This is a genomic window from Methylobacterium soli, assembly GCF_008806385.1.
In the GTDB taxonomy this organism is placed as follows: Bacteria; Pseudomonadota; Alphaproteobacteria; order Rhizobiales; family Beijerinckiaceae; genus Methylobacterium; species Methylobacterium soli.
In genome coordinates, this window is sequence record NZ_VZZK01000001.1 from 184872 (window position 1) to 205690 (window position 20819).

The following is a 20819-nucleotide window of genomic DNA, read 5'->3' on the forward strand; positions in this document are numbered from 1 at the left end:
GAAAAGCCCCGGCGCCCCCTGCGGGAGGCGCCGGGGCGCCGGCTCAGTTCAGCGTGGCGTTGGGCGGCCGGCGCTCGGCGCCGACGGCGGTGTCGCCGATCATCAGCCCCATCGGCCCGAGATGGACCGGCACCGTCTCCCCGTCATGCACCTTGCCGGACAGGATCAGCTCGGCGAGCGGGTCCTGCACGTTCTTCTGGATCACGCGCTTGAGGGGGCGCGCGCCGTAGGCCGGGTCGTAGCCCTTGTCGGCGAGCCAGGCGCGGGCCTCGGCGTCGACCTCGAGGGCGAGCTTGCGCTCCTCCAGGAGCTTCTCCAGGCGCTGGAGCTGGATGTCGACGATCGCCCCCATCTCGCCGCGGGCGAGGCGGTGGAACAGGATGATCTCGTCGACCCGGTTCAGAAATTCGGGGCGGAAATGGCTGCGCACCACCCCCATCACCTCGTCCCGCACCGCGTCCGAATCCTCGCCCTCGCGCTGGTTGACCAGGTACTCGGCCCCGAGATTCGAGGTCATGATCAGCAGCGTGTTGCGGAAATCGACCGTGCGCCCCTGCCCGTCCGTCAGGCGCCCGTCATCGAGCACCTGCAGCAGGACGTTGAAGACGTCCGGATGCGCCTTCTCGACCTCGTCGAACAGCACGACCTGATAGGGCCGGCGCCGCACGGCCTCGGTCAGCGCACCGCCCTCCTCATAGCCGACATAGCCCGGAGGCGCGCCGATCAGGCGGGCGACCGCGTGCTTCTCCATGTACTCGGACATGTCGATGCGCACGAGGGCCGAGTCGTCGTCGAACAGGAAGCCGGCGAGCGCCTTCGTCAGCTCGGTCTTGCCGACGCCCGTCGGCCCGAGGAACATGAACGAGCCGATCGGCCGGTTCGGGTCCTGAAGCCCGGCCCGCGCCCGCCGCACCGCGGTCGAGACCGCCTCGACGGCCTCGCGCTGGCCGACGACGCGCCGGCCCAAGGCCGCCTCCATGGCGAGCAGCTTCTCGCGCTCGCCCTCCAGCATCTTGTCGACGGGCACGCCGGTCCAGCGCGAGACGACGCCCGCGATATGGGCCGGCGTCACCGCCTCCTCGACCATGCCGTCCCGCGCGACCGCGCTCTCGGCCTTCGCCTCGATCTCGGTGAGCTGCTTCTCCAGCCCCGGGATCACCCCGTAGGCGAGCTCGCCCGCGCGCTGGTACTGGCCCTGGCGCTGGGCGCTGGCGAGTTCGGTCCGGGCCTCGTCGAGCTTCTTCTTGAGCTCGGCCGCGGCCCCGAGCTTGTCCTTCTCGGCCTTCCAGCGGGCCGTGATCGCGGCGGATTGCTCCTCGAGGTCGGCGAGCTCCTTCTCGAGCCGCACGAGGCGGTCGCGGGAGGCGGAATCCGTCTCCTTCTTCAGGGCCTCGGCCTCGATCTTCAGCCGCACGATCTCGCGGTCGACATTGTCGAGCTCCTCCGGCTTCGAGTCGACCTGCATGCGCAGCCGCGAGCCGGCCTCGTCCACGAGGTCGATCGCCTTGTCGGGCAGGAAGCGGTCGGTGATGTAGCGGTTCGAGAGCGTCGCGGCGGCCACCAGCGCCGCATCCTGGATGCGCACCCCGTGGTGCTGCTCGTACTTCTCCTTGATGCCGCGCAGGATCGAGACCGTGTCCTCGACGGTCGGCTCCGAGACGAAGACGGGCTGGAAGCGCCGGGCCAGGGCGGCGTCCTTCTCCACGTGCTTGCGGTACTCGTCGAGGGTGGTCGCGCCGACGCAGTGCAGCTCCCCCCGGGCGAGGGCAGGCTTCAGCAGGTTCGAGGCGTCCATCGCCCCATCCGCCTTGCCGGCGCCCACCAGCGTGTGCATCTCGTCGATGAACAGGATGATCCCGCCCTCGGCCGCCGTGACCTCCGAGAGGACGCCCTTCAGCCGCTCCTCGAACTCGCCGCGATACTTCGCGCCCGCGATGAGCGAGCCCATGTCGAGGGCGAGAAGCGCCTTGTCGCGCAGGGATTCGGGCACGTCGCCGTTGATGATGCGCAGAGCCAGCCCCTCGACGATCGCGGTCTTGCCGACGCCGGGCTCGCCGATCAGCACGGGGTTGTTCTTGGTGCGGCGGGACAGGACCTGGATGGTGCGGCGGATCTCCTCGTCGCGGCCGATCACCGGGTCGAGCTTGCCCTCGCGCGCCGCCTCGGTGAGGTCGCGGGCATATTTCTTCAGCGCGTCGTAAGCGTTCTCGGCGCTCGCATTGTCGGCCGTGCGGCCCTTGCGGAGCGCGTTGATGGCCGCATTGAGCGAGGCCGCCGTGACGCCGGCCGCCGTCAGCGCCCGGCCTGCCTCGGTGTCCTTCTCGACCACGAGGGCAAGCAGCAGCCGCTCCACGGTGACGTAGGAATCGCCCGCCTTCTCGGCGGCCTTCTCGGCGGTGTCGAACAGGCGCACGAGCTCGCGCGTCGCCTGCGGGGCGGATGCGTTGCCGGAGACCTTCGGCTGCTTGGCGAGCCAGCTCTCCGTCTGCGCCAGCGCCACGCGGGACTGCCCGCCGGCCCGGTCGATCAGCCCGGCGCAGAGGCCTTCTGGGTCGTCGAGCAGCACCTTGAGCAGGTGGCCCGGCTGCAATTGCGGGTGGCCCTCGCGCATCGCGAGGTTCTGCGCCGCCTGGACGAAGCCGCGGGCGCGCTCGGTGTACTTGTCGAAATTCACTGGATCTCACCTCCCCGTACCGGCGATCCGCCGCCCGCCTCGCGGCACGGCCTCGCCGAAACAGCGCCCTCCGGCCTGGACAGCCGCCGAGAGCCCCGGCGCCCTCGGGCCGCCGGTAGACGGGATGTGGTGTTGTAAATCGGCACCACAAGGGGGCGATCCAGGCTTGCTTTGCGGGGAATTTCAGGGTCACGCTCCGCGCATGACCGCACGCCCCAGCTTCCGCATCTCCGCCCTCTACCGCTACCCGGTGAAGGGCCTCAGCCCCGAGCGCGTCGAGGCCGCGACTCTGGAGACGAGCGGCCACTTTCCGGGCGACCGGCTCTACGCCATCGAGAACGGCGATTCGGGCTTCAACGCCGTGGCGCCGCGCCATCAGCCCAAGACCAAATACGTGATGCTGATGCGCGACGAGGCCCTGGCGCGCCTGCGCACCCGCTACGACGAGGCGAGCCGGACGCTGACGGTCGAGACCGGCGACGGTCCTCCCCTCGCGGCCGATCTCGGCACGCAGGAGGGCCGGGCCGCGCTGGAGGACCTGATGCGAAAGCTGCTGCCGGAGGCGCTGCGCGGCGAGCCGCGCGTCCTCACGGCCCCTGCGCAGTACCGCTTCACCGATTCGCGGATCGGCTTCGTCTCGCTGATCAACCTCGCGAGCGTGCGCGCCATCGAGGATTTCGTCGGCGCGCCGGTCGATCCCCTGAGGTTTCGCGGCAACCTTCTGGTGGAGGGTCTGGAACCCTGGGCCGAGCTCGGCCTGGTGGGCGCGCTGCTCGAAGGGCCCGACGGCCTGCGCCTGCGCGTGACGCAACGCACGCAGCGCTGCGCCGCCACCAATGTCGACCCAGTGAGCGGCCTGCGCGATCTCGAGATCCCCTGGACCCTCGACGCGCGCCTCGGCCACCGCGATTGCGGCGTCTACGCGGAGGTCGTGGCCGGCGGCACCCTGCGCGACGGCCACGCGCTCACGGTCGCCGCATGAGCGGCGACCGCCTCGGGGCGCCACTCAGGAGGCGTGGTCGGCCGTGCGCACGGGGGATGATTCGGCGTGGCGGCGCTCGCAGGTGATCTTCAGGTAGCGCTGGTCGCCGCCGGGAAAGCCGGCCGCCGCCGCCATGGTCTGGGCATGCAGCAGCCACTCCATCGGGGTGCGGGCGGGGGCCACGATGACATCGAGCGCCGTGTCGCGCGAGCAATCCTGGGCCAGCAGCGTTCCGGCGCAAACGAGCGCGACCGAGAGCAGTTCAGACATGACGGACCTCCTGTTCGAATGGTCGAAAGGTCCGCGGTGGTGCTCTGGCGTGGAGCCGCCGCGTGATGATTGGCCTGGCGCGTTCCCCACTCGTCTCGTTGTTCGATGAAGGCCGGTTCGTGCCGGCCTTGTCTGTTACGCCCCTCACGGACGCCCGCCTGGACCGGCTTGCGTCACCGGCTCCCGCGAGCGTCGAGGCTCGGCGAAGGCCTGTCCGGCTTCCGTCAGTCGCGGGTCGCGAGCCAGGTCGGCTCCGGATCCTCGTTCGGCATCAGGGCCGCGACCGCGTCGAGATCGACCGTGTAGTGCTGGGTCAGGAGTTGCCAGATCTCGGCCTTCGAGCCCGCTTTCCGTCTGAGACCATCGAGGGCGATCGAGAGATGGTTCGGGCTGGTCAGCGTCGGGCGGGCGACGAGGGGATCGGCGTTGAGCATCGGTCTCAGGATCCTGTTCGGTCGGTACAGAATCGGACCCTATGGTTAACGAAGTGTTGACAATGTTGGCGGCCCAACCCGCCGTCGATCGCCCGATCGACGACTGGTACAATCAAGCATTGCAGAGTGCATCGGGGTTAGGCCGCGTCAGCGCAACCTTTCACTCCACTTGAGGCCGCGTCGGCGAAGGCGGAAATTGGGGGCGTCCGCAGCGACCAGGGTCGGAACAATCGGCGCTTTTTCAGCGTCGCGCGCCTCCGGCAGCCCGGGAGGGTGTCTTGGGTGGGCGCACCGCTCCCCAATCCCTGATTGTCGTGAACGGGTGAAAAGATTTTTCGGATCGGCGAACCGGGCCTACCGGAAAAGCCGGATGGGCGAGCCGGCGGAGCGAAGCCGGCGCCGTCACCCGGGCGGGCTCGATCGGAGGGCGCCGCCAGGACGCGGCCACGCGGGAGCAAGATTCGGCGCCAAGATACCCCGCCAAGATACCGTGCCAAAACTCCGCGCGAAGGTTTCGCCGTGACATCGCGAAAAGGGGTCCGACGCGATTTTGCGCAGATCAGACTTCGCAGGGGAGCGCCGCTCATGTAGAAGGCCGCCCGCATCCACCATCCATTTCGCGCCATCCATTTCGCGCCGTCGATCTTGTCGCCACCGGCTCTCAGAGGACCACGATGACCGACCTGCCGAACGTGCATGTGCGCGCCGAAGTCCTGGCCCAGGCCCTGCCGCACATGCAGCGCTACGATCAGGAGATCGTGGTCATCAAGTATGGCGGCCACGCCATGGGCGACCGGGCCGCCGCCGAGGATTTCGCCGAGGACGTGGTCCTGCTTGAGCAATCCGGCCTGAAGCCCATCGTGGTCCATGGCGGAGGGCCGCAGATCGGCCGGATGCTGGAGCGCCTCGGCATCCAATCCGAGTTTCGCGGCGGTCTCCGGGTCACCGACGAGGCCACCGTCGAGGTGGTCGAGATGGTGCTGGCCGGCTCCATCAACAAGCAGATCGTCGGCTGGATCTCGGCCGAGGGCGGGCGCGCCATCGGGCTCTGCGGCAAGGACGGCAACATGGTGCGGGCCAAGCGCGCGCTCCGCACCGTCAAGGATCCGGACAGCCAGGAGGAGAAGGCCCTCGACCTCGGCCTCGTCGGCGAGCCCGAGCATGTCGAGCGCGGCGTCCTTGACGCGGTGCTCAAGGCCGAGCTGATCCCGGTCCTGGCCCCCGTGGCCTACGGGGCGGACGGGCAGACCTACAACGTCAATGCCGACACCTTCTCGGGGGCGATCGCGGGGGCGCTCCGGGCCAAGCGCCTGCTCCTCCTCACCGACGTGCCGGGCGTCCTCGACAAGGACAAGAACCTGATTCCCGAACTGACGGTGGAGGATTGCCGCCGCCTGATCGCGGACGGCACCATCACGGGCGGCATGATCCCCAAGGTCGAGACCTGCATCTACGCCATCGACCAGGGCGTCGAGGCGGTGGTCATCCTCGACGGCAAGGTCAACCACGCGGTGCTGCTGGAGCTCTTCACCGATTACGGCGCCGGCACCCTGATCCGGCGCCGTTGAGGCGCCTCACGGGCTCGCGAGCCCGGAGGCGGTTTGCTTTCGCGGCCAAGGCATCCATCTTACACTGCCCTGGCCGCGCAAGCCCGCGCGGCGGTCACGAAACGCGAGAGCCTTGTTCCTTCCAGGCGAGAGCCACTTCACCACGGTCGAGTCCCGCGGCTTCCGAGATGTCGACACCTGGGTCTTCGACCTCGACAATACGCTGTATCCGAGCGACGCACGGGTCTGGCCGCAGGTCGACGAGCGCATCACCCTCTACGTCATGCGCCTCTACGGGCTCGATGGGCTCTCGGCCCGCGCCCTGCAGAAGCATTTCTATCATCGCTACGGGACGACCCTGAAGGCCTTGATGGTCGAGGCGCAGGTGGACCCGCACGACTTCCTCGATTTCGCCCACGACATCGATCACTCGACGATCAAGCTCGACCAGGCCCTCGGCGACGCCATCGAGCGCCTGCCCGGGCGCAAGCTGATCCTCACCAACGGCTCGCGCCGGCACGCCGAGAACGTGGCGGCCAAGCTCGGCATCCTCGACCATTTCGAGGACGTGTTCGACATCGCGGCGGCGGATTTCGTGCCCAAGCCCGAGCGCTCGACCTACGAGCGCTTCCTCGCACGCCACGGCGTCGACCCGCGCCGCTCCGCCCTGTTCGAGGACATCGCCCGCAACCTCGTCGTTCCGCACGAACTCGGCATGACCACGGTGCTGGTGGTGCCCCGCGTGATCGACCCGTTCCGCGAGGCCTTCGAGCAGGAGGCGGTGCGCGAGGCGCATATCGACCACATCACCAACGATCTGGCGGCCTTCCTGGAGGAATGCGTCTTCCCGGTCTCGGGCGAGGTCCCGGTTCCTGGCGAGGTCCCGGTTCCTGGCGAAGGCCGGTGACGCGGGGCACGCCCGCGCGGGATCTCGCGGAGGCCAAGGTCCCGAGCCTCGCGGAGGCCAAGGCCCCGAGCCTCGCGGCCATCGAGGAACTGGCGCTCGAGGCCTTCGCGCAGCTGCCCGAGGCGTTCCGCAGGCTCGCGGCCGGCGTGCGCATCGTGGTCGAGGATTTCCCCGACGAAGAGACCCTGACCGAGATGGCGTGCGAGAGCGAGTTCGACCTGCTCGGCCTCTTCCGGGGCATCGGGCTCGCGCAGGCCGGCGAGGTGGTGACCGGCCAGATGCCCAACATGGTCTGGCTCTACCGGCGCCCGCTCCTCGATTACTGGGCGGAGCACGACGAGACCCTCGGCCACCTCGTCACCCACGTCCTGGTCCACGAGATCGGCCACCATGTCGGCCTGTCGGATGCCGACATGGCGGCGATCGAGGCGGCGGCCGAGATCTAGCTAGAGCCGCGCCCGATCGCGTTGCAACGGGCTGGAAAATCGGCAGCCCCGGTTCGGTTCGGCGCGACGGACCCCCTCTCCCGTGCGGGAGAGGGTTGGGGTGAGGGATGAGCGCCGTCAGGATGGAGCATACGGTCGTATCGCCGACCGGGCGCCGATCGGGCGCACCTCGTTCTGAAAGTTCTCGACCCTCACCCTGTCCCTCTCCCGCACGGGAGAGGGGATCCGCGCCCGCTTCGGCACGGGCGCGGCCGACGGTCCCGTCGCAACGCGATCGGGAACAGCTCTAGGCGTCGGGCTGCTCCCGCACCCGCCGGAGCAGGCTGATCTTCGGGCGCCGGGAGCGGAACTGGCCGCGCTCGATCGCGATGAAGACCAGCACCGTGATGGCGAGCGTCGTGAGCCACCACATCACCGTGAGGCCGACGCCCACGCAGGCGATCGTGAAGGCGGTCGCGAAGGCCGCCATCGCGCCGGGCACGAGGGCCGGCGCGTCGCGGCCGCTGCGCCGGACCGAGGCGTAGAGCGCGAAGGCCGCCGCCAGCGCGCCGACGATCCCGAGCTCGTACCAGAACTCGAACAGCATCGTGGTCGGGGCGTTGGCCGGCAGCAGGCCAACGAAGCGCCCGCGCAACGCCGTCTCGAAGCCGTGCCCCGTCACCAGCCGCATCGGCTCGGTGGTCACGACCTTCTGCCAGGCCTTGAGCGAGAGCACGCCCGGCGAGACCGGCCCGAACAGGGCCGCGCCGATCGGGCGCGCCACGAAGGGCAGGAGCGGCGCCAGCGCCAGCAGCAGCGCCGAGAGCCCGGCCGTCACCGCGATGCCGAGGCTCGCGCGGACGCTCGTCAGCGCGAAGGCGAGCGCCCCGATGGCGAGCGCCACGATCTGCGTCGAGTTCGGCGAGACCGCGAGGGCGGCCGCCACCACGAGGGCGGTGGCCAGGGCCTCGCGGTCGCGGTGGCGCGAGCGCAGCCAGGCGACGGCGGGCCAGACCAGGAGGGCCAGGAGCGTCAGGCCCCGGTCGAGGGCGTTGTCCTCCTCCGGGCTGCCGCGCATCAGGCTGTCGCCGAAGACCCCGATCATGATCGCCACGATGGCGGCCGCCGTCACCCCGAGGGGGAGCAGATAGAGGTTGGCCGAGCGCATCCGGTCCGGCAGGGCGAGGTAGCCCGCGAGCGTCAGCAGGATGGTGGCGACGAGGTTCAGGAGCCGCTCGGTCGCCTGGCCCGGGAACGGCGTCCAGATCAGCGACAGGGCCGACCACAGGATCACCAGGATGCCGGCCAGGAAGGCCGGCGCCTTGATGAGTTGCGCGGCGGCGGGCCAGAGCGGACGCTGGCGGTTGTCGATGGCGCTGGCGAGGATCAGCAGGATCACGGCGATCGGGCCGAGCACCACGGTGGCGCGGCGCGCCACCTGCGCCACCACGGGCACGATCACGAACAGGCCGAAGAAGCCGACGCGGCGCAGGAGGGCCGCTGCATCGAGCGCTGGATCGACGGTGGGGTTGGACGCGCGCGCCATGATGCGACTGACAGACCGTGAGCCGGCGCGGGGGCCTCGTCGTCCGCGCGCGTGCTCTACCCTCGTAGTTCAGCTGCACCGGTGCCGCTGTAGACCCCGGGCAACACATGATGTCACAACGGCGGGCGCCTGTGCAGGCCACCCATGCGCGCAAGGCGCCGCTCAGGCGACCCGCGGCTCGCTGCGGGAACGCCGCCGGGTCATCCGGCGGCCGAGATCCGAGAGGACGCGCCAGCCGCCCCAGCTCGCCAGGAAGCCGAGGAGCCCGGCCACGAGGCCGTCCGTCGTCGTCGGCACGGCGGGGCTGAAATCCTGATAGGTGGCGCGGGCGAGCGACAGGTCCGGGTCGCGGATCACCGTCGCGAGCTTGCCCAAGGGGCTCGTCGCCTCCGCGAGGGCCTGCTGCTGGGCCGTGAGCCGGGCGAGGCGCTCGATGTCGGTGCGCGCGGCCTCGCCGCGCCGGGCCACGAGGGCGTCGGCATTGCCGCGCAGCCGGTCGACGGCGCCGTCGCGGCTGGTGCCGGTGGCGCGGGCATCCGCCTCGAGGGACTGCACCGAGCGGCGCAGCTCGTCCACGGTGCCGCCGAGGCGCTGGGCGTATTGCTGCGCGAATTCGGGGCCCTGCGCGGCGATCACGCCGCCGAGGAGCCCGAGCGCGAGGCCGAGGGTGCGGATCACACGAAACACGAACGGCACCTCCGCCAATCGACGCTGAGCGAGAAGAGCACGACCGGGGGCAAGGTTCCAGGCACGGCTCAGGTTCTGGGGCGGCGCCTCAGCCCGGCAGCGTCAGCAGCCCCGCCTCCCCGTCCGCGCAGCCGAAGGCGAGGCGTGCGCCCCGGGCGTCCCAGGCCAGCGCCGTCACGCCGCTGCCCTTGCGGGCCGGGCGCACCAGGAGCTCGGAGGCGTCCGTGAAGCGCACGAGCAGGATGCAGCCATCCTCGTAGCCCATCGCCAGGACCGGGACCTTCGGGTGGAAGGCCACGCGCGAGACCCGGGCCGGGCGCACGCCGCACTCGCGCGGCGCCTTGCCGGTGGGGCCCTCCTTCGAATCGAACGGCCAGACGATGGTGGCCTCCGCCCCGCTCGTCGCGAGCCAGTGCCCGTCCGACGACCACGAGACCGAGCGGACCTTGCCCGGGTAGCCCGACATCCGCATGTGCCCGCGGTCCGGCTGCAGGCGCCAGCCGTGGAGGGCATTCTCCTGCATCGTCGTGATGACGAAACGCCCGTCCGGCGACCACGTCACGTCGATATGCGAGCCCTTCCACTCGATCACCTCGGGGGCCGCCTCGTGGTTCGGGTACCAGAGGCTGACGCCGTTGTAATGGGCCACCGCCAGCCGGTAGCCCTTCGGCGCGAAGGCGAGGCCGCGCGCGGTCGAGGGCGCCGTGAGCGTGCGCTCGCGGCCCTTGGCGTCGCGCGCCGTCACGGCGCGGCCGGCCGCGTAGGCGAGCCCGCCATCCGCGTGCAGGGCCAGCGCGTCGATCCAGGCCCCGCCCCGGGCGGTCGCGACCGCGCTGAGCCGCCCGTCGGCGCGGATCTCGACCACGCGCCCGTCATCCCCCCCGGTGACGAGCCGGCCGGAATCGCCCGCCGCCACCAGGATGCTCCCGTCGGGATGGGCGGCAACGTCCTGCGCCGCGCCGTCGCGCACCAACTGAACGCGCCCGTCCCCGAGGGCGAGGGCCAGCGTGTCCTTGAGCCAGTGGGCCGCCGTGACGTGGGCGCCCGCCTGGATCGGCGCGACGTGGCTCGTGAGCGAGGTGGCGGGGCTGGCGTTGGAGCTCATGCGCAGAAAGCCTTGAGGAGCGGGAAGCCGTGAGGAGCAAGGATAGGTGTCAACGTCCCGTCGGGGAGAACCCCCGAGGCGGGATCGGGTGCGGCGTCAGGGCGAGGCCTGAACGGGCTCGGGGCGCCGGGCAATCACCACGGCGGCGCCGATCGACAGCGTTGCGGTGATCGTCGCCGGCACCACGAGGGCGACGAGCCCGATCCGGTCATACACGACGGTGCCGGTCGCCGCGCCGGCGAGGAGCGCCAGCCAGACAGCCCCGTCCCCGACCCAGCCGTAGCGCGGGCCGCGCCGGGAGAGCGCGAGGGCGACCTTCTGGCCGAAGCTGAACAGCGCCCCGGTCACGAAGGTGGTGCCGGCGCGAAACCCCTGGACCTGCACCAGCACGGCGTTCTGGGCCCCCATGGCCAGCGCCATGAACAGCGAGGCGAGCCCGAGATCCGGCGTCGTCAGCCCGATCGAGAGGGCGCCCAGCACGGTCAGCGCCTCGAAGGCGAGGACCACCGGCATCGCCCAGCGCGGCGCCGTGACCACCGAGAGGCCCCCGCCCAACGTCGCGCCGAGGAAGAAGGCGAAGATGAGCAGCGCCGGCAGGACCGCGTGGGCGAAATCCCGGTGGCCGAGGGCCACGGAGAGCTGCGTGGTGTTGCCGCTCATGAACGAGGTGTAGAGGCCGCCGAGGCGGATGAAGCCGAGCGCGTCGATGTAGCCGGCGAGCGCCGTGAGGATCAGGCCATAGGCCAGGAGCCAGGAACGATTCATCGATCTGAAGACGCCCAGAGGGTTCGTAACGCTTCATTAACCCTTTCGGCCCTTCCGTGAGGGTGCGGGCGGGCAGGGTTAAAGGTTCGCTCACCAAACCTGAGCAATTCGAGAGGAACACGGCGAACGTCGGCGCGAGTGGACCCGTTGGTCCGACGATCCGACATCGCGGCCTTCGCCGCGCGCCGGGTGAGTTGGAGTTGCGTCATGATCCCCTTCGCCTGCGCTGCCCTCACTGCCCCCGCCTTCTTCGATGGCGTCACCGGGACCGTCCTGGTCGTCGAGGACGAGGCCACCGTCTGCGAACTCGCCGTCGAGGCCCTGCTCGACGAGGGCTACCGCGTGCTCAGCGCCGCCGACGCCGTCGAGGCCGAGGCCATCCTGGCCCGCGAGACCGTCGACCTGCTCTTCACCGATATCGATCTGGCCCGCAACACGAACGGCATCGCCCTGGCGCGCCGGGCCCGCAGCCAATGCCCGGGTCTCCCGGTCGTCTACACCTCGGGTGGCCGCGGGAGCCTTTCGCAGGCCGACGCCGTTGCCGAGTCGATCTTCGTCCCGAAGCCCTACCGGCCGAGCCAGATCGTGGAACTCACGAACGGCATCCTGCGCCGCAGCTATCCCCACCACGCCTGAGCGGCCGGACCAGAACCGGCCCGCAGCCGGAGCCATCACCCATGCGCCTCGCCCTCACCCTCCCCCTGATCCTGGCGGCCTTCGGGCTCGGCGGCGCCGCCGAGGCCGCCTGCGACGTGAAGGGCGCCAAGCTCGAAGAGGCGATCGCGCAGAAGAGCGAGCTGCGCGAGACCGCCAACAAGCAGACGGTGCGCGACCTGCGCACCCTGCGGGACGCCGCCATCGTGCTCGACACCTACAAGTACGGGGCCGAGTGCGAGCGCCTGATCGAGATCGTGAAGGCGCTCGCCGCCAACCCCGAGAAGACGATCGAGCAGGGCGGCGATACCGACGAGGACAAGGCCGAGAGCCTCGAGGAAGCGCGTGCGCCCAAGGCTCCGCCGCCGGCCGATTCCAGCACGGCGCCGCGCCCGAAATAATCGGTGGATCGCGGCCCCCGCGGCGCACCCGATCCCGCTTCGCGCGTTCCAATCCGTTCGGTGCGTGCGCAAGCGTACCGCGTCCGATCACGCGCGAGGGGGACGAGGCGGCATGGCAGGGGGAACGGCGAACGGTCATTCGGCGATGGCGCACGGGGCGCGCGACCTGCCCTCCGTCACCATCGACGATTACAACATCGAGCTGGCGAACGAGGAAGGCTTCATCGGCGACCGGGTCTCGAAGGGCGCGTTCCGCGACCTCGTCGAGGATTGGCGCGAGAAGCTGCGCCAACTCGGGGACGATCCCCTCGGCGACATCCCGAGCCAGGACATCAGCAAGAAGCGCCTCGACCGCCTGCTGCTCTCGGACGACGTCCTCGGGGCCGGGCTGGTCTTCGGCGCGGTGGAGGATTTCGCCCAGGAGCTCGCCACCGTGGTGCGGCGCTTCCTTCGGCAGAAGGATTGGCGCGACACGCAGGCCATCGTGGTGGGCGGCGGGTTCAGCGACAGCCTCATCGGCCGCTTCGCCATCAGCCGCGCCGCCGTGATCCTGCGCGCGGGCGGCCTCGACGTGCGCCTCGAGCCGATCCGCAACTATCCGGACGAGGCCGGCCTGATCGGCGCAGCCCATCTCGCCCCAGCCTGGATCTTCTCCGGCTACGACAGCCTCCTCGCGGTCGATATCGGGGGCAGCAATTTCCGCGCGGGCGTCCTCGTCACGAACCGCAAGAAGAACCCCGACCTCTCGCGCGCCGCCGTCTGGCGCTCCGAGCACTGGCGCCACCGCTGCGAGGAGCCGCCGCCCTCGCGCGACGCGGCGGTGGAGCGCCTCATCGGGATGCTGCGCGAGCTGATCGTGCGGGCCGAGCGCGCCCGGCTGAAGCTCGCCCCCTTCATCGGGGTCGGGTGCCCGGGCCTGATCGAGGCGGATGGCTCGATCACCCGCGGCGGCCAGAACCTTCCGGGGAACTGGGAGAGCAGCCGCTTCAACCTGCCGGACGCGCTGCGGCAGGCGCTGCCGGAGATCGACGGCCACGAGACCATGGTGCTGATGCACAACGACGCCGTGGTGCAGGGCCTGAGCGAGGTGCCGAACATGGGCGCCTACGCCCGTTGGGGCGTGCTCACCATCGGCACCGGCCTCGGCAATGCGCGCTTCACCTACCGCAACCGGGAGAACGGCGAGAAGGCGCAGGAGGGTTGATGGAACGGGATCCGCGCGCCGACGCGGCTCCCGACACCATCCCGGGACGCGGGTGACCCGCGCGACGCGGCTGACGCTGACGCGGCGGGCCAGCGCACCCCGATCCTCATCGCGCCCGGTCGCCCGAGCGCATCTTCGCGAGCGTCCGCGACAGCTTCTGCGCCATCTGCTCGCGCAATTCCTCCGTCACCTCGATGTCGACGAGGCGCCAGGTCCAGCCGCGCAGCCGCAGGCGGATGCGCAATTGCCGGGCGCGCGGCGCATCGGGCGGCACCGCGATGACGACGGTGCGGAAGCCCCGCATCTCGGAATGCGCGTAGAGGGCCAGGAACCGCACGAGGCCGTCCACGCGCAAGCCCGTCTCGCGGGAGGCGGTCGCGGGCTTGGGCATGTCGAGGGTCTCGGGCCAGCCATCGTCGAGGAGATCGACCACGGTTTTGGGCGTCACCATCGTCTCGGCCAAGGCGAGCGCGACCGCCACCGCCGCCTCGTTCAGGCGCTGGCGCTCGCGCGTCTCCAGCCCCGGATCCTCCGCGATCGTGGCGCGGGCCGCCGCAGCCGTCTGGCGCACCAGCGAGAGCCGAAGCGTCCGGAAATTGACGTGACGGTCGACATAGTCGACGTCGCGCGCCTCGACCGCGCGGGCGAGCCCGTACAGCGCCCAGAACGGCGTGAGGGTGAAGGCGAACCACCCCAGGGCGATGAGAATCGGGACCGACCACCAGCGCATGGCCGGACCTCAGGCTGCACGCGGCGGGCTCACGCCCCCGCGTGCCACTGCGCGAGGCGCGAGAACGCCGCGACGACGCCCTCGTAGACCGGCCGCTTGAACGGGATGATCAGCCCCGGCAGGGTCGCGAACGGCTCCCAGCGCCAGGCCTCGAACTCGGAGCGGTGCTGGCCGCCACCGGGGCGGATGACGTCGATCTCGTCATCCGAGCCGAGGAAGCCGAAGGCGAACCATTTCTGGGTCTGGCCGCGATACCGGCCCTTCCAGGCCTGCTTCATCACGTCGGGCGGCAGGTCGTAGGGGAGCCAATCCGGGATCTCGGCGAGGAAGCGCAGCGAGCCCTCCGCGACATTCGTCTCCTCGTAGAGCTCCCGGGTCGCGGCCGCCCGCGGCGCCTCGCCCGGATCGATGCCGCCCTGGGGCATCTGCCAGGAGAAATCGCCCGACACGTGCTCGGGGCCGCCTTCCTGGCGGCGGCGGCCGATGAAGACGCGGCCCGAACGATCGATCAGCGTGATCCCGACACAGGGGCGGTAGGGCAGACCGGTTTTGTCCCGGCGGCCGTCGAACTCTTCTGCGCGCGTCATCGGCCGGACCATAGGGCAGCCGATCCTGTCGCCGCAACGGACGAAAGCGCGCTTGGCCTCCACCTTTCGTCGGATTCGGCCGTCTCACTCGGCCTTGGACAGGCGGGTTCCCGCGCCCGGCGCCCGCAGGGCGGCGCTGACGGGCACGAGGCGCAGCCCGCGTGCCTCGAGATCGCGCGACCAGCGCGCGATGCGCTCGATGGTGAGCGGCTGGGCGGTGGCCGAAGCGAGGACGAAGCCCTTGCTGCGGGCCTGCGCCTCCAGGCGTGCGAGCTCGCGGTCGATCGCCTCGGCCCGCGGCACGGCATCGAGCGGGATCTTGGCCCGCACGGCCGGGAGCTTCAGCTTGGCGGCGAGGCCGGCAGGCAGGCCGCGGGCCGCCGTGCCGTCATCGACGAAGCCGAGGCCGCGCGCGGCGATCTCCTTCAGCACCGGCTCCAGCGCGCCCGCATCGGCCAGGAGCTTGGCCCCCATGAAATTGACGAGGCCGACATAGCCGGAGACCCGGCTCATCACCCAGGCAAGCCGGTCGGCATTCTCGGCCGGGCGCAGGGCGGTGAGCAGGGATTGGGGGCCGGGATCGCTGTCGGGATAGTCGAAGGGCTCCATCGGGGCCTGGAGCAGAACCTCGTGGCCGAATTCGCGGGCGCGCGCGGCGCTCCGCTCGGCCTCGCTCCCGTAGGGTGCGAAGGCGAGGCTGACCGCCGGCGGCAGCTTCACGATGGCGCTTGCGGTCGCGGATTGGCCGATGCCGAGGCCGGTGATCAGGATGGCGATGCGGGGGCCGGAGCCCGGCTCCTCGGGCCGCGCGTAGACGTCGAGGGGGCGCAGGCGCCCCTCCCCCATCTTCGGAACCGGGCCGTGGCGGCCGCGCTCGGTCAGGCGCGGATCCGGGGCGGGCGCGAGCTTCACCGGGGAGGACGGCACGCGGATCACCACCGCCTCGCTCGGCGCCGCGGTGCCGGAGGGGCGCACCACGACGACCCCGGAGGCGCTCTCGACCTCCTCGGCGCTGCGCTGGCTCGGGACCGGGACCGGAACCGGCGGCTCGATCTCGGCGAGGCGGGCGGATTCGGCGGGGGCGGATCGCGCCTCGGCGGGCGGGGCCTCGCGCCGCGTGATCGTCACGGTGACGCGGGGCTCGCCGCCCCGCGGGTCGCCGAGCAGGAACAGGAGGCCGACGAGGACGAGCATACCTCCGGCCGCTCCCGCGGCCAGATGGCGCGGAGCCAGCCGGGCCCGCACGCGGGCGAGGCGGCCCTTGAGCCCGGCCTCGACCGGAGCTGCGACCCCGAGGGGGCGGGTCAGGATATCGTCGGAGGGCAGGCTCACCGCGTCCTCGGCACGGGGACAGCCGCCACCCGGCCTTCGCGCGACGCGGTCCCCCGCCCCCATTGCGGCCCCGCATGGTTAACGTTCCGTCAACGGGGCCGAAAACCCTGCGGCCAGAACGACGAAGCCCCCGCCCGGTTCTCCCGGGCGGGGGCTCGATCGCGTGCGGGGTCCGGGCGACCTTGCGTCAGTTCGGCAGGCTCGGCTTCTGGGTGTTGGCCGCGCCCTTCTGGATGCCGCGCAGGAAGTCGAAGGCTGCGGTGAGCTGCTTGTCCTTGGCCGGATCCGGCGGGACATAGGCCGAGGAACCGCCGCGCTCCTCGGTGTCCTTCTGCTTGAGGTGGCCCTTCAGGCCGGCCTCGCCCTTGGTCTCGTCCTTGCCCTTCAGCTCGTCCGGGACCTCCTGCATCACCTCGACATCGGGCTCGATGCCCTTGGCCTGGATCGAGCGGCCCGACGGCGTGTAGTAGCGCGCCGTGGTGAGCCGCAGCGCGCCGCTGCCGCCGAGCGGGATGATCGACTGCACCGAGCCCTTGCCGAAGGAGCGCGTGCCGAGGATCGTCGCGCGCTTGTGATCCTGCAGGGCGCCGGCCACGATCTCGGAGGCCGAGGCCGAGCCGCCATTCACCAGCACCACCACGGGCTTGCCCTTGGTGAGATCACCCGATTTCGCCGAGAAGCGCTGGGTCTCGTCCGGGTTGCGGCCGCGGGTGGAGACGATCTCGCCGCGATCCAGGAAGGCGTCGGAGACCATCACGGCCTGGTCGAGCAGGCCGCCCGGGTTGTTGCGCAGGTCGAGCACGTAGCCCTTGATCTTGTCCTGACCGATATCGGTCGAGAGCTTGTCGATGGCGCTGCGCAGGCCGTCGAAGGTCTGCTCGTTGAACTGCGTCAGGCGGATATAGCCGACGTCGCCGCCCTCGGCGCGGGAGCGCACCGGCTTGATCTTGATCACGTCGCGGGTGAGCGTGACCTCGATCGGGTCCTTGGCTTCCTTGCGGGAGATCTTGAGCTTCACCGGCGAGTTGACCGGCCCGCGCATCTTGTCGACGGCCTGGTTCAGGGTGAGGCCCTGGACCTGATCCTCGTCGATCTGCGTGATCACGTCGTTGGCGAGCAGGCCCGCCTTCGAGGCCGGGGTGTCGTCGATCGGAGTCACGACCTTGATCAGGCCGTCCTCCATCGTGACCTCGATGCCGAGGCCGCCGAACTCACCGCGCGTGGTGGTCTGCATGTCGCGGAACGCCTTGGCGTCCATGTAGCTCGAATGCGGATCGAGGGAGGTGAGCATGCCGTTGACGGCCGCCTCGATCAGCTTCGATTCGTCGGGCTTCTCGACGTAGTCGGTGCGCACCTTCTCGAAGACGTCGCCGAACAGGCTCAACTGGCGATAGGTCTCGGCGGAGGCCGCGACCGCGCTCGGTCCCGACAGAAACTGGGTCTGCGTCGCCAGCATCGACGTGCCGGCGCCGAGAAACGCGCCGAGCATGAGGAGGGACATCTTGCGCATTATCCGCGAACCTTCTCAATGGGGCCCTTCGCCCACCAAGGCTCCGGGTCGATGGAGCCGCCGTCTTTCTTGAACTCGACGTACAGGACCGGATCACCGCGGTCACCGTCAGTCGCAGCCGAATTCGCCGTCGCGGTCAGATTTGCCCCGCCCTCGCCCATGCCGGCCACCGGCTCGCCCGCGAGCACGAACTGGCCAACCTCGACGTTGATCTGATCCATCCCTGCCAACAAGAGATAGTAGCCATCGCCCGCATTGATGATCAAGAGTCGGCCGAAGGAGCGGAACGGGCCCGCGAACGAGACCCACCCGTCCGCCGGTGATGACACGACCGCCTTCGGACGCGTGGCGAGCGAAATGCCGCGCGTCATCCCGCCATTGCCGTCGGGCACGTTGAAGCTGCGCAGGAGGCGCCCGCTCACCGGCCGCGGCAGCTCGCCCCGGGCCTCGGCGAACTTCACCTTCGGGCTCAGCCGGGCCGGGTCGCGGAAGCCTGCGGCCGCGAAGCGCTCCTGCGTCGCCCGCGCCTCGCGCTGCTCGGCCTCCCGGGCGGCCTCGACGGCGCGGCGGGCGGCGCCGACCTCGCCCTCCATCCGGTCGACGAGGTCCTTCAGGCTTTTCGCCTGCACCCCGAGCTCGGCAGCGCGGGTACGCTCGGCGTTGAGTCCGCTCTCCACCTCCGCGAGGCGGGCGCGGCGCGCGGTCACGAGGGCGTTGAGGCGCTGCTGCTCCTTGGCCCAGCCGGCGAGATCGTTCTGCAGCCCCTGCTTGTCGGCCGCGATCAAGCCGCGCAGGCGCACGAGCTCGCCGAGGTCGCTCGCCAGGGTCTCGGCCTCGCCGCGCAATTCCGGCACCACGGCGCCGAGCATCATCGAGGTGCGGATCACCGCGAGCACGTCCTCGGGCTGGACCAGGACCGCCGGCGGCGGGCGCCGGCCCATGCGCTGAAGCGCGGCCAGAATCTCCGCGATGACGCCGCGGCGCGCCTCGAGGGAGCGGCGGATCGCGGCCTCGCTCGCCCCCATGGTCTTCAGGCGCTCTTCCAGACGGCTCATCCGATCCTCGGTCGCCTGGGACTGGCGGCCGGCATCGATCAGCGCGGCGTTGAGCTTCGCCCGGTCGCCGCCGATGGCGGCAATCTCGGCCTCGTACTGGGTGCGGGCGCTGCCGCTCGCCCTGAGGGCATCCTCGATGCGCTTGAGGTTCTCGGCGCGGCGGTCGCGCTCCTCGACGGCGCGCTGGATCTTGTCCTGATCGGGGTTCGGCGCCGGGCTCGGCTCCGCCCGCGGGCCGCCCGCGCAGCCGAGCAGGCCGGCCAAGCCGACCACGATGCCCAGACCCTCGCGTGCGCGCCGATTCATCCTGCCCCTATGCCGGTTAAACGCCGTCCGGACCACCGCGGTGATAGGGATGACCCGCCAGAATGGTGAGCGAGCGATAGAGCTGTTCGAGGGCGAGAACGCGCACCAGCCCGTGGGGAAGTGTCGCAGCCCCGAAGGACAGGATCAGGTCGGCGCGGGCGCGCACCGCCTCGTCCAGCCCGTCGGCGCCGCCGATCACGATGACGAGGGCGGGCCGCCCGCCGTCGCGCCAGGCGCCGATGCGCTCGGCGATTCGCTCGCTGGCGAGATCCGAGCGTCCCCGCTCGTCATAGACGATGAGCACCCCGTTCGCCGGGAGATGCGCCAGGAGCGCGGCGGCCTCCTCGGCACAGCGGTCCGGCGCGCGCCGGGCCCGGCTCTCGGGCATCTCGACCGCCTCGCAGGCGGTGAAGCCGAGGCTGCGGCCGAGGGCAACCGCGCGCTCGCGATAGCGCGTCGCGAGATCCCGCTCGGGCCCCTGTTTCAGGCGCCCGATGGCGGCAACGAGGAGACGCAATGCCCGGTATCAGCCGGCCAGACGACCGGCCGGGCGATCGGCGCCCGAAAGCGGGCGGTCGGCGCCCCACATCTTCTCGAGATTGTAGAAGCCGCGGACTTCGGGCCGGAAGATATGAACGAGCACGTCGCCGGCATCGATCAGCACCCAGTCGCAGGCCGGCAGGCCCTCGACACGCGCCGTGCCGAAACCCTTGGCCTTCATATCCTGGATGATCTTGTCGGCAATGGCGCCCACATGGCGCTGCGAGCGGCCCGAGGTGACGATCATCGTATCGGCAATGGAGGTCTTGCCTGCCAGATCGATCTCGATGGTTTCCTCGGCCTTCATCTCGTCGAGGCAACCGAGCGCGAGCGCTTTCAAGTCTTCGACCCTCTCCAGGGCGGCGTTGTCGGAACCAGCGGTTCCCGTTTGGATCGTCTCGGACAGCGTCCTGGTTCCTCGAATGACAATGGACATACGGTGCCTGCACCGCATTCAACAGAGAGTGGATTGTTCCACGCCCATTTTCAATATCTGCGCGGCACTCATCCCCGCATCCCCGGGATGCATTGAGGGACTTCCCCTGCGCAGATCCGTCGAGGAGAGCGGCGAACGCGGCCCGTGGAGGAAGACCCAGGCCGGCGGCCGTCTCCCGGGAAGCGCCGGCGAATCACTTTCGCGGATGCGCGATCCTGCCATCGCGCCCGCGCCGGGCGCGTTCGGCGCCCGCAGGGTGAAGCCGGGCCGGTCGACCACCGCGATCGGCATCAGGGCGGCGATCTCGCGAAATCCCCGCCAGCGGTGGAACGTCGCGAGGCTGTCGGCCCCCATGATCCAGACGAAGCGCAGATCCGGGCGCCGCGCCGTGAGGAAGCGCAGGGTGTCGCGGGTGTAAGGCGCCCGGAGGCTCGCCTCGAACGTGGTCACGGCGATGCGTGAGTCGTGAGCGACCCGCTCGGCCCGGGCGGCGCGCTCGGCAAGGGGCTCCAGCGCGCTCCGGTCCTTCAATGGATTGCCCGGGGTGACGAGCCACCAGACCTTGTCGAGGGCAAGCCGCCGCAGCGCCGTCAGGCTCACGTGGCGATGGCCCCGATGGGCCGGGTTGAACGATCCGCCGTAGAGCCCGATCCGCTGCCCCGGCGCCGCCGGCGGCAGGCCCGCGAAGACCATGGTTCAGGTCCGGACGGGTCCGCCGGCGA

The 20819-nt window shown here is 70.8% G+C and carries 22 protein-coding genes; 7 read left to right on the forward strand and 15 right to left on the reverse strand.

The window, feature by feature from the left end; genetic code table 11:
* Positions 1–43 precede the first annotated feature (43 nt).
* The gene (gene clpB / locus F6X53_RS00825) at positions 44–2674 is read right to left on the reverse strand and encodes an ATP-dependent chaperone ClpB (RefSeq protein ID WP_150996222.1); all 2631 of its coding nucleotides are present in this window, start codon (positions 2672–2674) and stop codon (positions 44–46) included.
* A 202-nt stretch (positions 2675–2876) separates the two neighbouring features.
* On the opposite strand from clpB, the gene F6X53_RS00830 reads away from it, so the two are divergent.
* Complete coding sequence (locus F6X53_RS00830) at positions 2877–3656, forward strand: MOSC domain-containing protein (RefSeq protein ID WP_150996224.1); 780 nt, start codon at positions 2877–2879, stop codon at positions 3654–3656.
* Positions 3657–3680: 24 nt separating this feature from the next.
* Here F6X53_RS00830 and F6X53_RS00835 read toward each other — a convergent pair whose 3' ends face one another.
* A complete protein-coding gene (locus F6X53_RS00835; protein WP_150996226.1) occupies positions 3681–3926 on the reverse strand; it encodes a hypothetical protein in 246 nt (81 codons plus the stop codon).
* 224 nt (positions 3927–4150) lie between these two features.
* Positions 4151–4360 (reverse strand): hypothetical protein, encoded by a 210-nt coding sequence (locus tag F6X53_RS00840; protein WP_150996228.1) that lies wholly within the window; start codon positions 4358–4360, stop codon positions 4151–4153.
* A 674-nt stretch (positions 4361–5034) separates the two neighbouring features.
* On the opposite strand from F6X53_RS00840, the gene argB reads away from it, so the two are divergent.
* The 3 genes from argB (at position 5035) to F6X53_RS00855 (ending at position 7260) form a co-directional block, all read left to right on the forward strand.
* Entirely contained in the window at positions 5035–5928 is an 894-nt protein-coding gene (argB, locus tag F6X53_RS00845; RefSeq protein ID WP_150996229.1) for an acetylglutamate kinase, read from the forward strand.
* 112 nt (positions 5929–6040) lie between these two features.
* Positions 6041–6814, forward strand: coding sequence for a pyrimidine 5'-nucleotidase (locus F6X53_RS00850; protein ID WP_150996231.1), 774 nt, complete (start codon positions 6041–6043; stop codon positions 6812–6814).
* Positions 6811–7260, forward strand: a complete 450-nt coding sequence (locus tag F6X53_RS00855) for a metallopeptidase family protein (protein WP_238298319.1) — start codon at positions 6811–6813, stop codon at positions 7258–7260. Before F6X53_RS00850 ends, F6X53_RS00855 begins: the two co-directional genes overlap by 4 nt.
* Before the next feature lie 286 nt (positions 7261–7546).
* Here the strand turns inward: F6X53_RS00855 and F6X53_RS00860 are convergent, their stop codons facing one another.
* From F6X53_RS00860 to F6X53_RS00875, 4 genes are all read right to left on the reverse strand, one after another.
* The gene (locus tag F6X53_RS00860) at positions 7547–8785 is read right to left on the reverse strand and encodes a peptide ABC transporter permease (protein WP_150996235.1); all 1239 of its coding nucleotides are present in this window, start codon (positions 8783–8785) and stop codon (positions 7547–7549) included.
* Positions 8786–8947: 162 nt separating this feature from the next.
* Positions 8948–9472, reverse strand: a complete 525-nt coding sequence (locus tag F6X53_RS00865; RefSeq protein WP_150996238.1) for a DUF2937 family protein — start codon at positions 9470–9472, stop codon at positions 8948–8950.
* 88 nt (positions 9473–9560) lie between these two features.
* On the reverse strand, positions 9561–10577 hold the full coding sequence (locus tag F6X53_RS00870; protein ID WP_150996240.1) for a WD40 repeat domain-containing protein: 1017 nt from the start codon (positions 10575–10577) through the stop codon (positions 9561–9563).
* A gap of 96 nt (positions 10578–10673) precedes the next feature.
* Entirely contained in the window at positions 10674–11342 is a 669-nt protein-coding gene (locus tag F6X53_RS00875) for a YoaK family protein (protein WP_150996242.1), read from the reverse strand.
* 207 nt (positions 11343–11549) lie between these two features.
* Between F6X53_RS00875 and F6X53_RS00880 the strand changes: the two genes are divergently transcribed.
* The 3 genes from F6X53_RS00880 (at position 11550) to F6X53_RS00890 (ending at position 13601) form a co-directional block, all read left to right on the forward strand.
* The gene (locus F6X53_RS00880) at positions 11550–11978 is read left to right on the forward strand and encodes a response regulator (protein ID WP_150996244.1); all 429 of its coding nucleotides are present in this window, start codon (positions 11550–11552) and stop codon (positions 11976–11978) included.
* Between the two features lie 41 nt (positions 11979–12019).
* Positions 12020–12397 (forward strand): photosystem reaction center subunit H, encoded by a 378-nt coding sequence (locus F6X53_RS00885; RefSeq protein WP_150996246.1) that lies wholly within the window; start codon positions 12020–12022, stop codon positions 12395–12397.
* A 112-nt stretch (positions 12398–12509) separates the two neighbouring features.
* On the forward strand, positions 12510–13601 hold the full coding sequence (locus F6X53_RS00890) for an ROK family protein (RefSeq protein ID WP_150996248.1): 1092 nt from the start codon (positions 12510–12512) through the stop codon (positions 13599–13601).
* 106 nt (positions 13602–13707) lie between these two features.
* Here the strand turns inward: F6X53_RS00890 and F6X53_RS00895 are convergent, their stop codons facing one another.
* The 8 genes from F6X53_RS00895 to F6X53_RS00930 all read right to left on the reverse strand — a co-directional run bounded on the left by F6X53_RS00895 (position 13708) and on the right by F6X53_RS00930 (position 20790).
* Positions 13708–14331 (reverse strand): DUF2939 domain-containing protein, encoded by a 624-nt coding sequence (locus F6X53_RS00895; RefSeq protein ID WP_150996250.1) that lies wholly within the window; start codon positions 14329–14331, stop codon positions 13708–13710.
* Between the two features lie 29 nt (positions 14332–14360).
* On the reverse strand, positions 14361–14918 hold the full coding sequence (locus tag F6X53_RS00900; RefSeq protein WP_150996252.1) for an RNA pyrophosphohydrolase: 558 nt from the start codon (positions 14916–14918) through the stop codon (positions 14361–14363).
* 84 nt (positions 14919–15002) lie between these two features.
* On the reverse strand, positions 15003–16250 hold the full coding sequence (locus F6X53_RS00905) for a divergent polysaccharide deacetylase family protein (protein WP_150996254.1): 1248 nt from the start codon (positions 16248–16250) through the stop codon (positions 15003–15005).
* 187 nt (positions 16251–16437) lie between these two features.
* Positions 16438–17760, reverse strand: coding sequence for a S41 family peptidase (locus F6X53_RS00910; RefSeq protein ID WP_150996256.1), 1323 nt, complete (start codon positions 17758–17760; stop codon positions 16438–16440).
* Complete coding sequence (locus tag F6X53_RS00915; RefSeq protein ID WP_150996258.1) at positions 17760–19121, reverse strand: murein hydrolase activator EnvC family protein; 1362 nt, start codon at positions 19119–19121, stop codon at positions 17760–17762. The genes F6X53_RS00910 and F6X53_RS00915 overlap by 1 nt, the downstream gene beginning before the upstream one ends.
* Before the next feature lie 16 nt (positions 19122–19137).
* Entirely contained in the window at positions 19138–19638 is a 501-nt protein-coding gene (gene rlmH, locus F6X53_RS00920; RefSeq protein ID WP_150996260.1) for a 23S rRNA (pseudouridine(1915)-N(3))-methyltransferase RlmH, read from the reverse strand.
* A gap of 9 nt (positions 19639–19647) precedes the next feature.
* On the reverse strand, positions 19648–20097 hold the full coding sequence (gene rsfS / locus F6X53_RS00925) for a ribosome silencing factor (RefSeq protein WP_238296252.1): 450 nt from the start codon (positions 20095–20097) through the stop codon (positions 19648–19650).
* A gap of 18 nt (positions 20098–20115) precedes the next feature.
* Entirely contained in the window at positions 20116–20790 is a 675-nt protein-coding gene (locus F6X53_RS00930; protein ID WP_150996262.1) for a nicotinate-nucleotide adenylyltransferase, read from the reverse strand.
* Positions 20791–20819: the final 29 nt, after the last annotated feature.

Bases quoted from the DNA above. Each gene is read 5' to 3' on its own strand.
- F6X53_RS00830 (WP_150996224.1), top strand. From the start codon at position 2,877: ATGACCGCACGCCCCAGCTTCCGCATCTCCGCCCTCTACCGCTACCCG.
- F6X53_RS00835 (WP_150996226.1), bottom strand. From the start codon at position 3,926: ATGTCTGAACTGCTCTCGGTCGCGCTCGTTTGCGCCGGAACGCTGCTG.
- F6X53_RS00840 (WP_150996228.1), bottom strand. From the start codon at position 4,360: ATGCTCAACGCCGATCCCCTCGTCGCCCGCCCGACGCTGACCAGCCCG.
- argB (WP_150996229.1), top strand. From the start codon at position 5,035: ATGACCGACCTGCCGAACGTGCATGTGCGCGCCGAAGTCCTGGCCCAG.
- F6X53_RS00860 (WP_150996235.1), bottom strand. From the start codon at position 8,785: ATGGCGCGCGCGTCCAACCCCACCGTCGATCCAGCGCTCGATGCAGCG.
- F6X53_RS00870 (WP_150996240.1), bottom strand. From the start codon at position 10,577: ATGAGCTCCAACGCCAGCCCCGCCACCTCGCTCACGAGCCACGTCGCG.
- F6X53_RS00875 (WP_150996242.1), bottom strand. From the start codon at position 11,342: ATGAATCGTTCCTGGCTCCTGGCCTATGGCCTGATCCTCACGGCGCTC.
- F6X53_RS00880 (WP_150996244.1), top strand. From the start codon at position 11,550: ATGATCCCCTTCGCCTGCGCTGCCCTCACTGCCCCCGCCTTCTTCGAT.
- F6X53_RS00885 (WP_150996246.1), top strand. From the start codon at position 12,020: ATGCGCCTCGCCCTCACCCTCCCCCTGATCCTGGCGGCCTTCGGGCTC.
- F6X53_RS00890 (WP_150996248.1), top strand. From the start codon at position 12,510: ATGGCAGGGGGAACGGCGAACGGTCATTCGGCGATGGCGCACGGGGCG.
- F6X53_RS00895 (WP_150996250.1), bottom strand. From the start codon at position 14,331: ATGCGCTGGTGGTCGGTCCCGATTCTCATCGCCCTGGGGTGGTTCGCC.
- F6X53_RS00900 (WP_150996252.1), bottom strand. From the start codon at position 14,918: ATGACGCGCGCAGAAGAGTTCGACGGCCGCCGGGACAAAACCGGTCTG.
- F6X53_RS00910 (WP_150996256.1), bottom strand. From the start codon at position 17,760: ATGCGCAAGATGTCCCTCCTCATGCTCGGCGCGTTTCTCGGCGCCGGC.
- F6X53_RS00915 (WP_150996258.1), bottom strand. From the start codon at position 19,121: ATGAATCGGCGCGCACGCGAGGGTCTGGGCATCGTGGTCGGCTTGGCC.
- rsfS (WP_238296252.1), bottom strand. From the start codon at position 20,097: ATGTCCATTGTCATTCGAGGAACCAGGACGCTGTCCGAGACGATCCAA.
- F6X53_RS00930 (WP_150996262.1), bottom strand. From the start codon at position 20,790: ATGGTCTTCGCGGGCCTGCCGCCGGCGGCGCCGGGGCAGCGGATCGGG.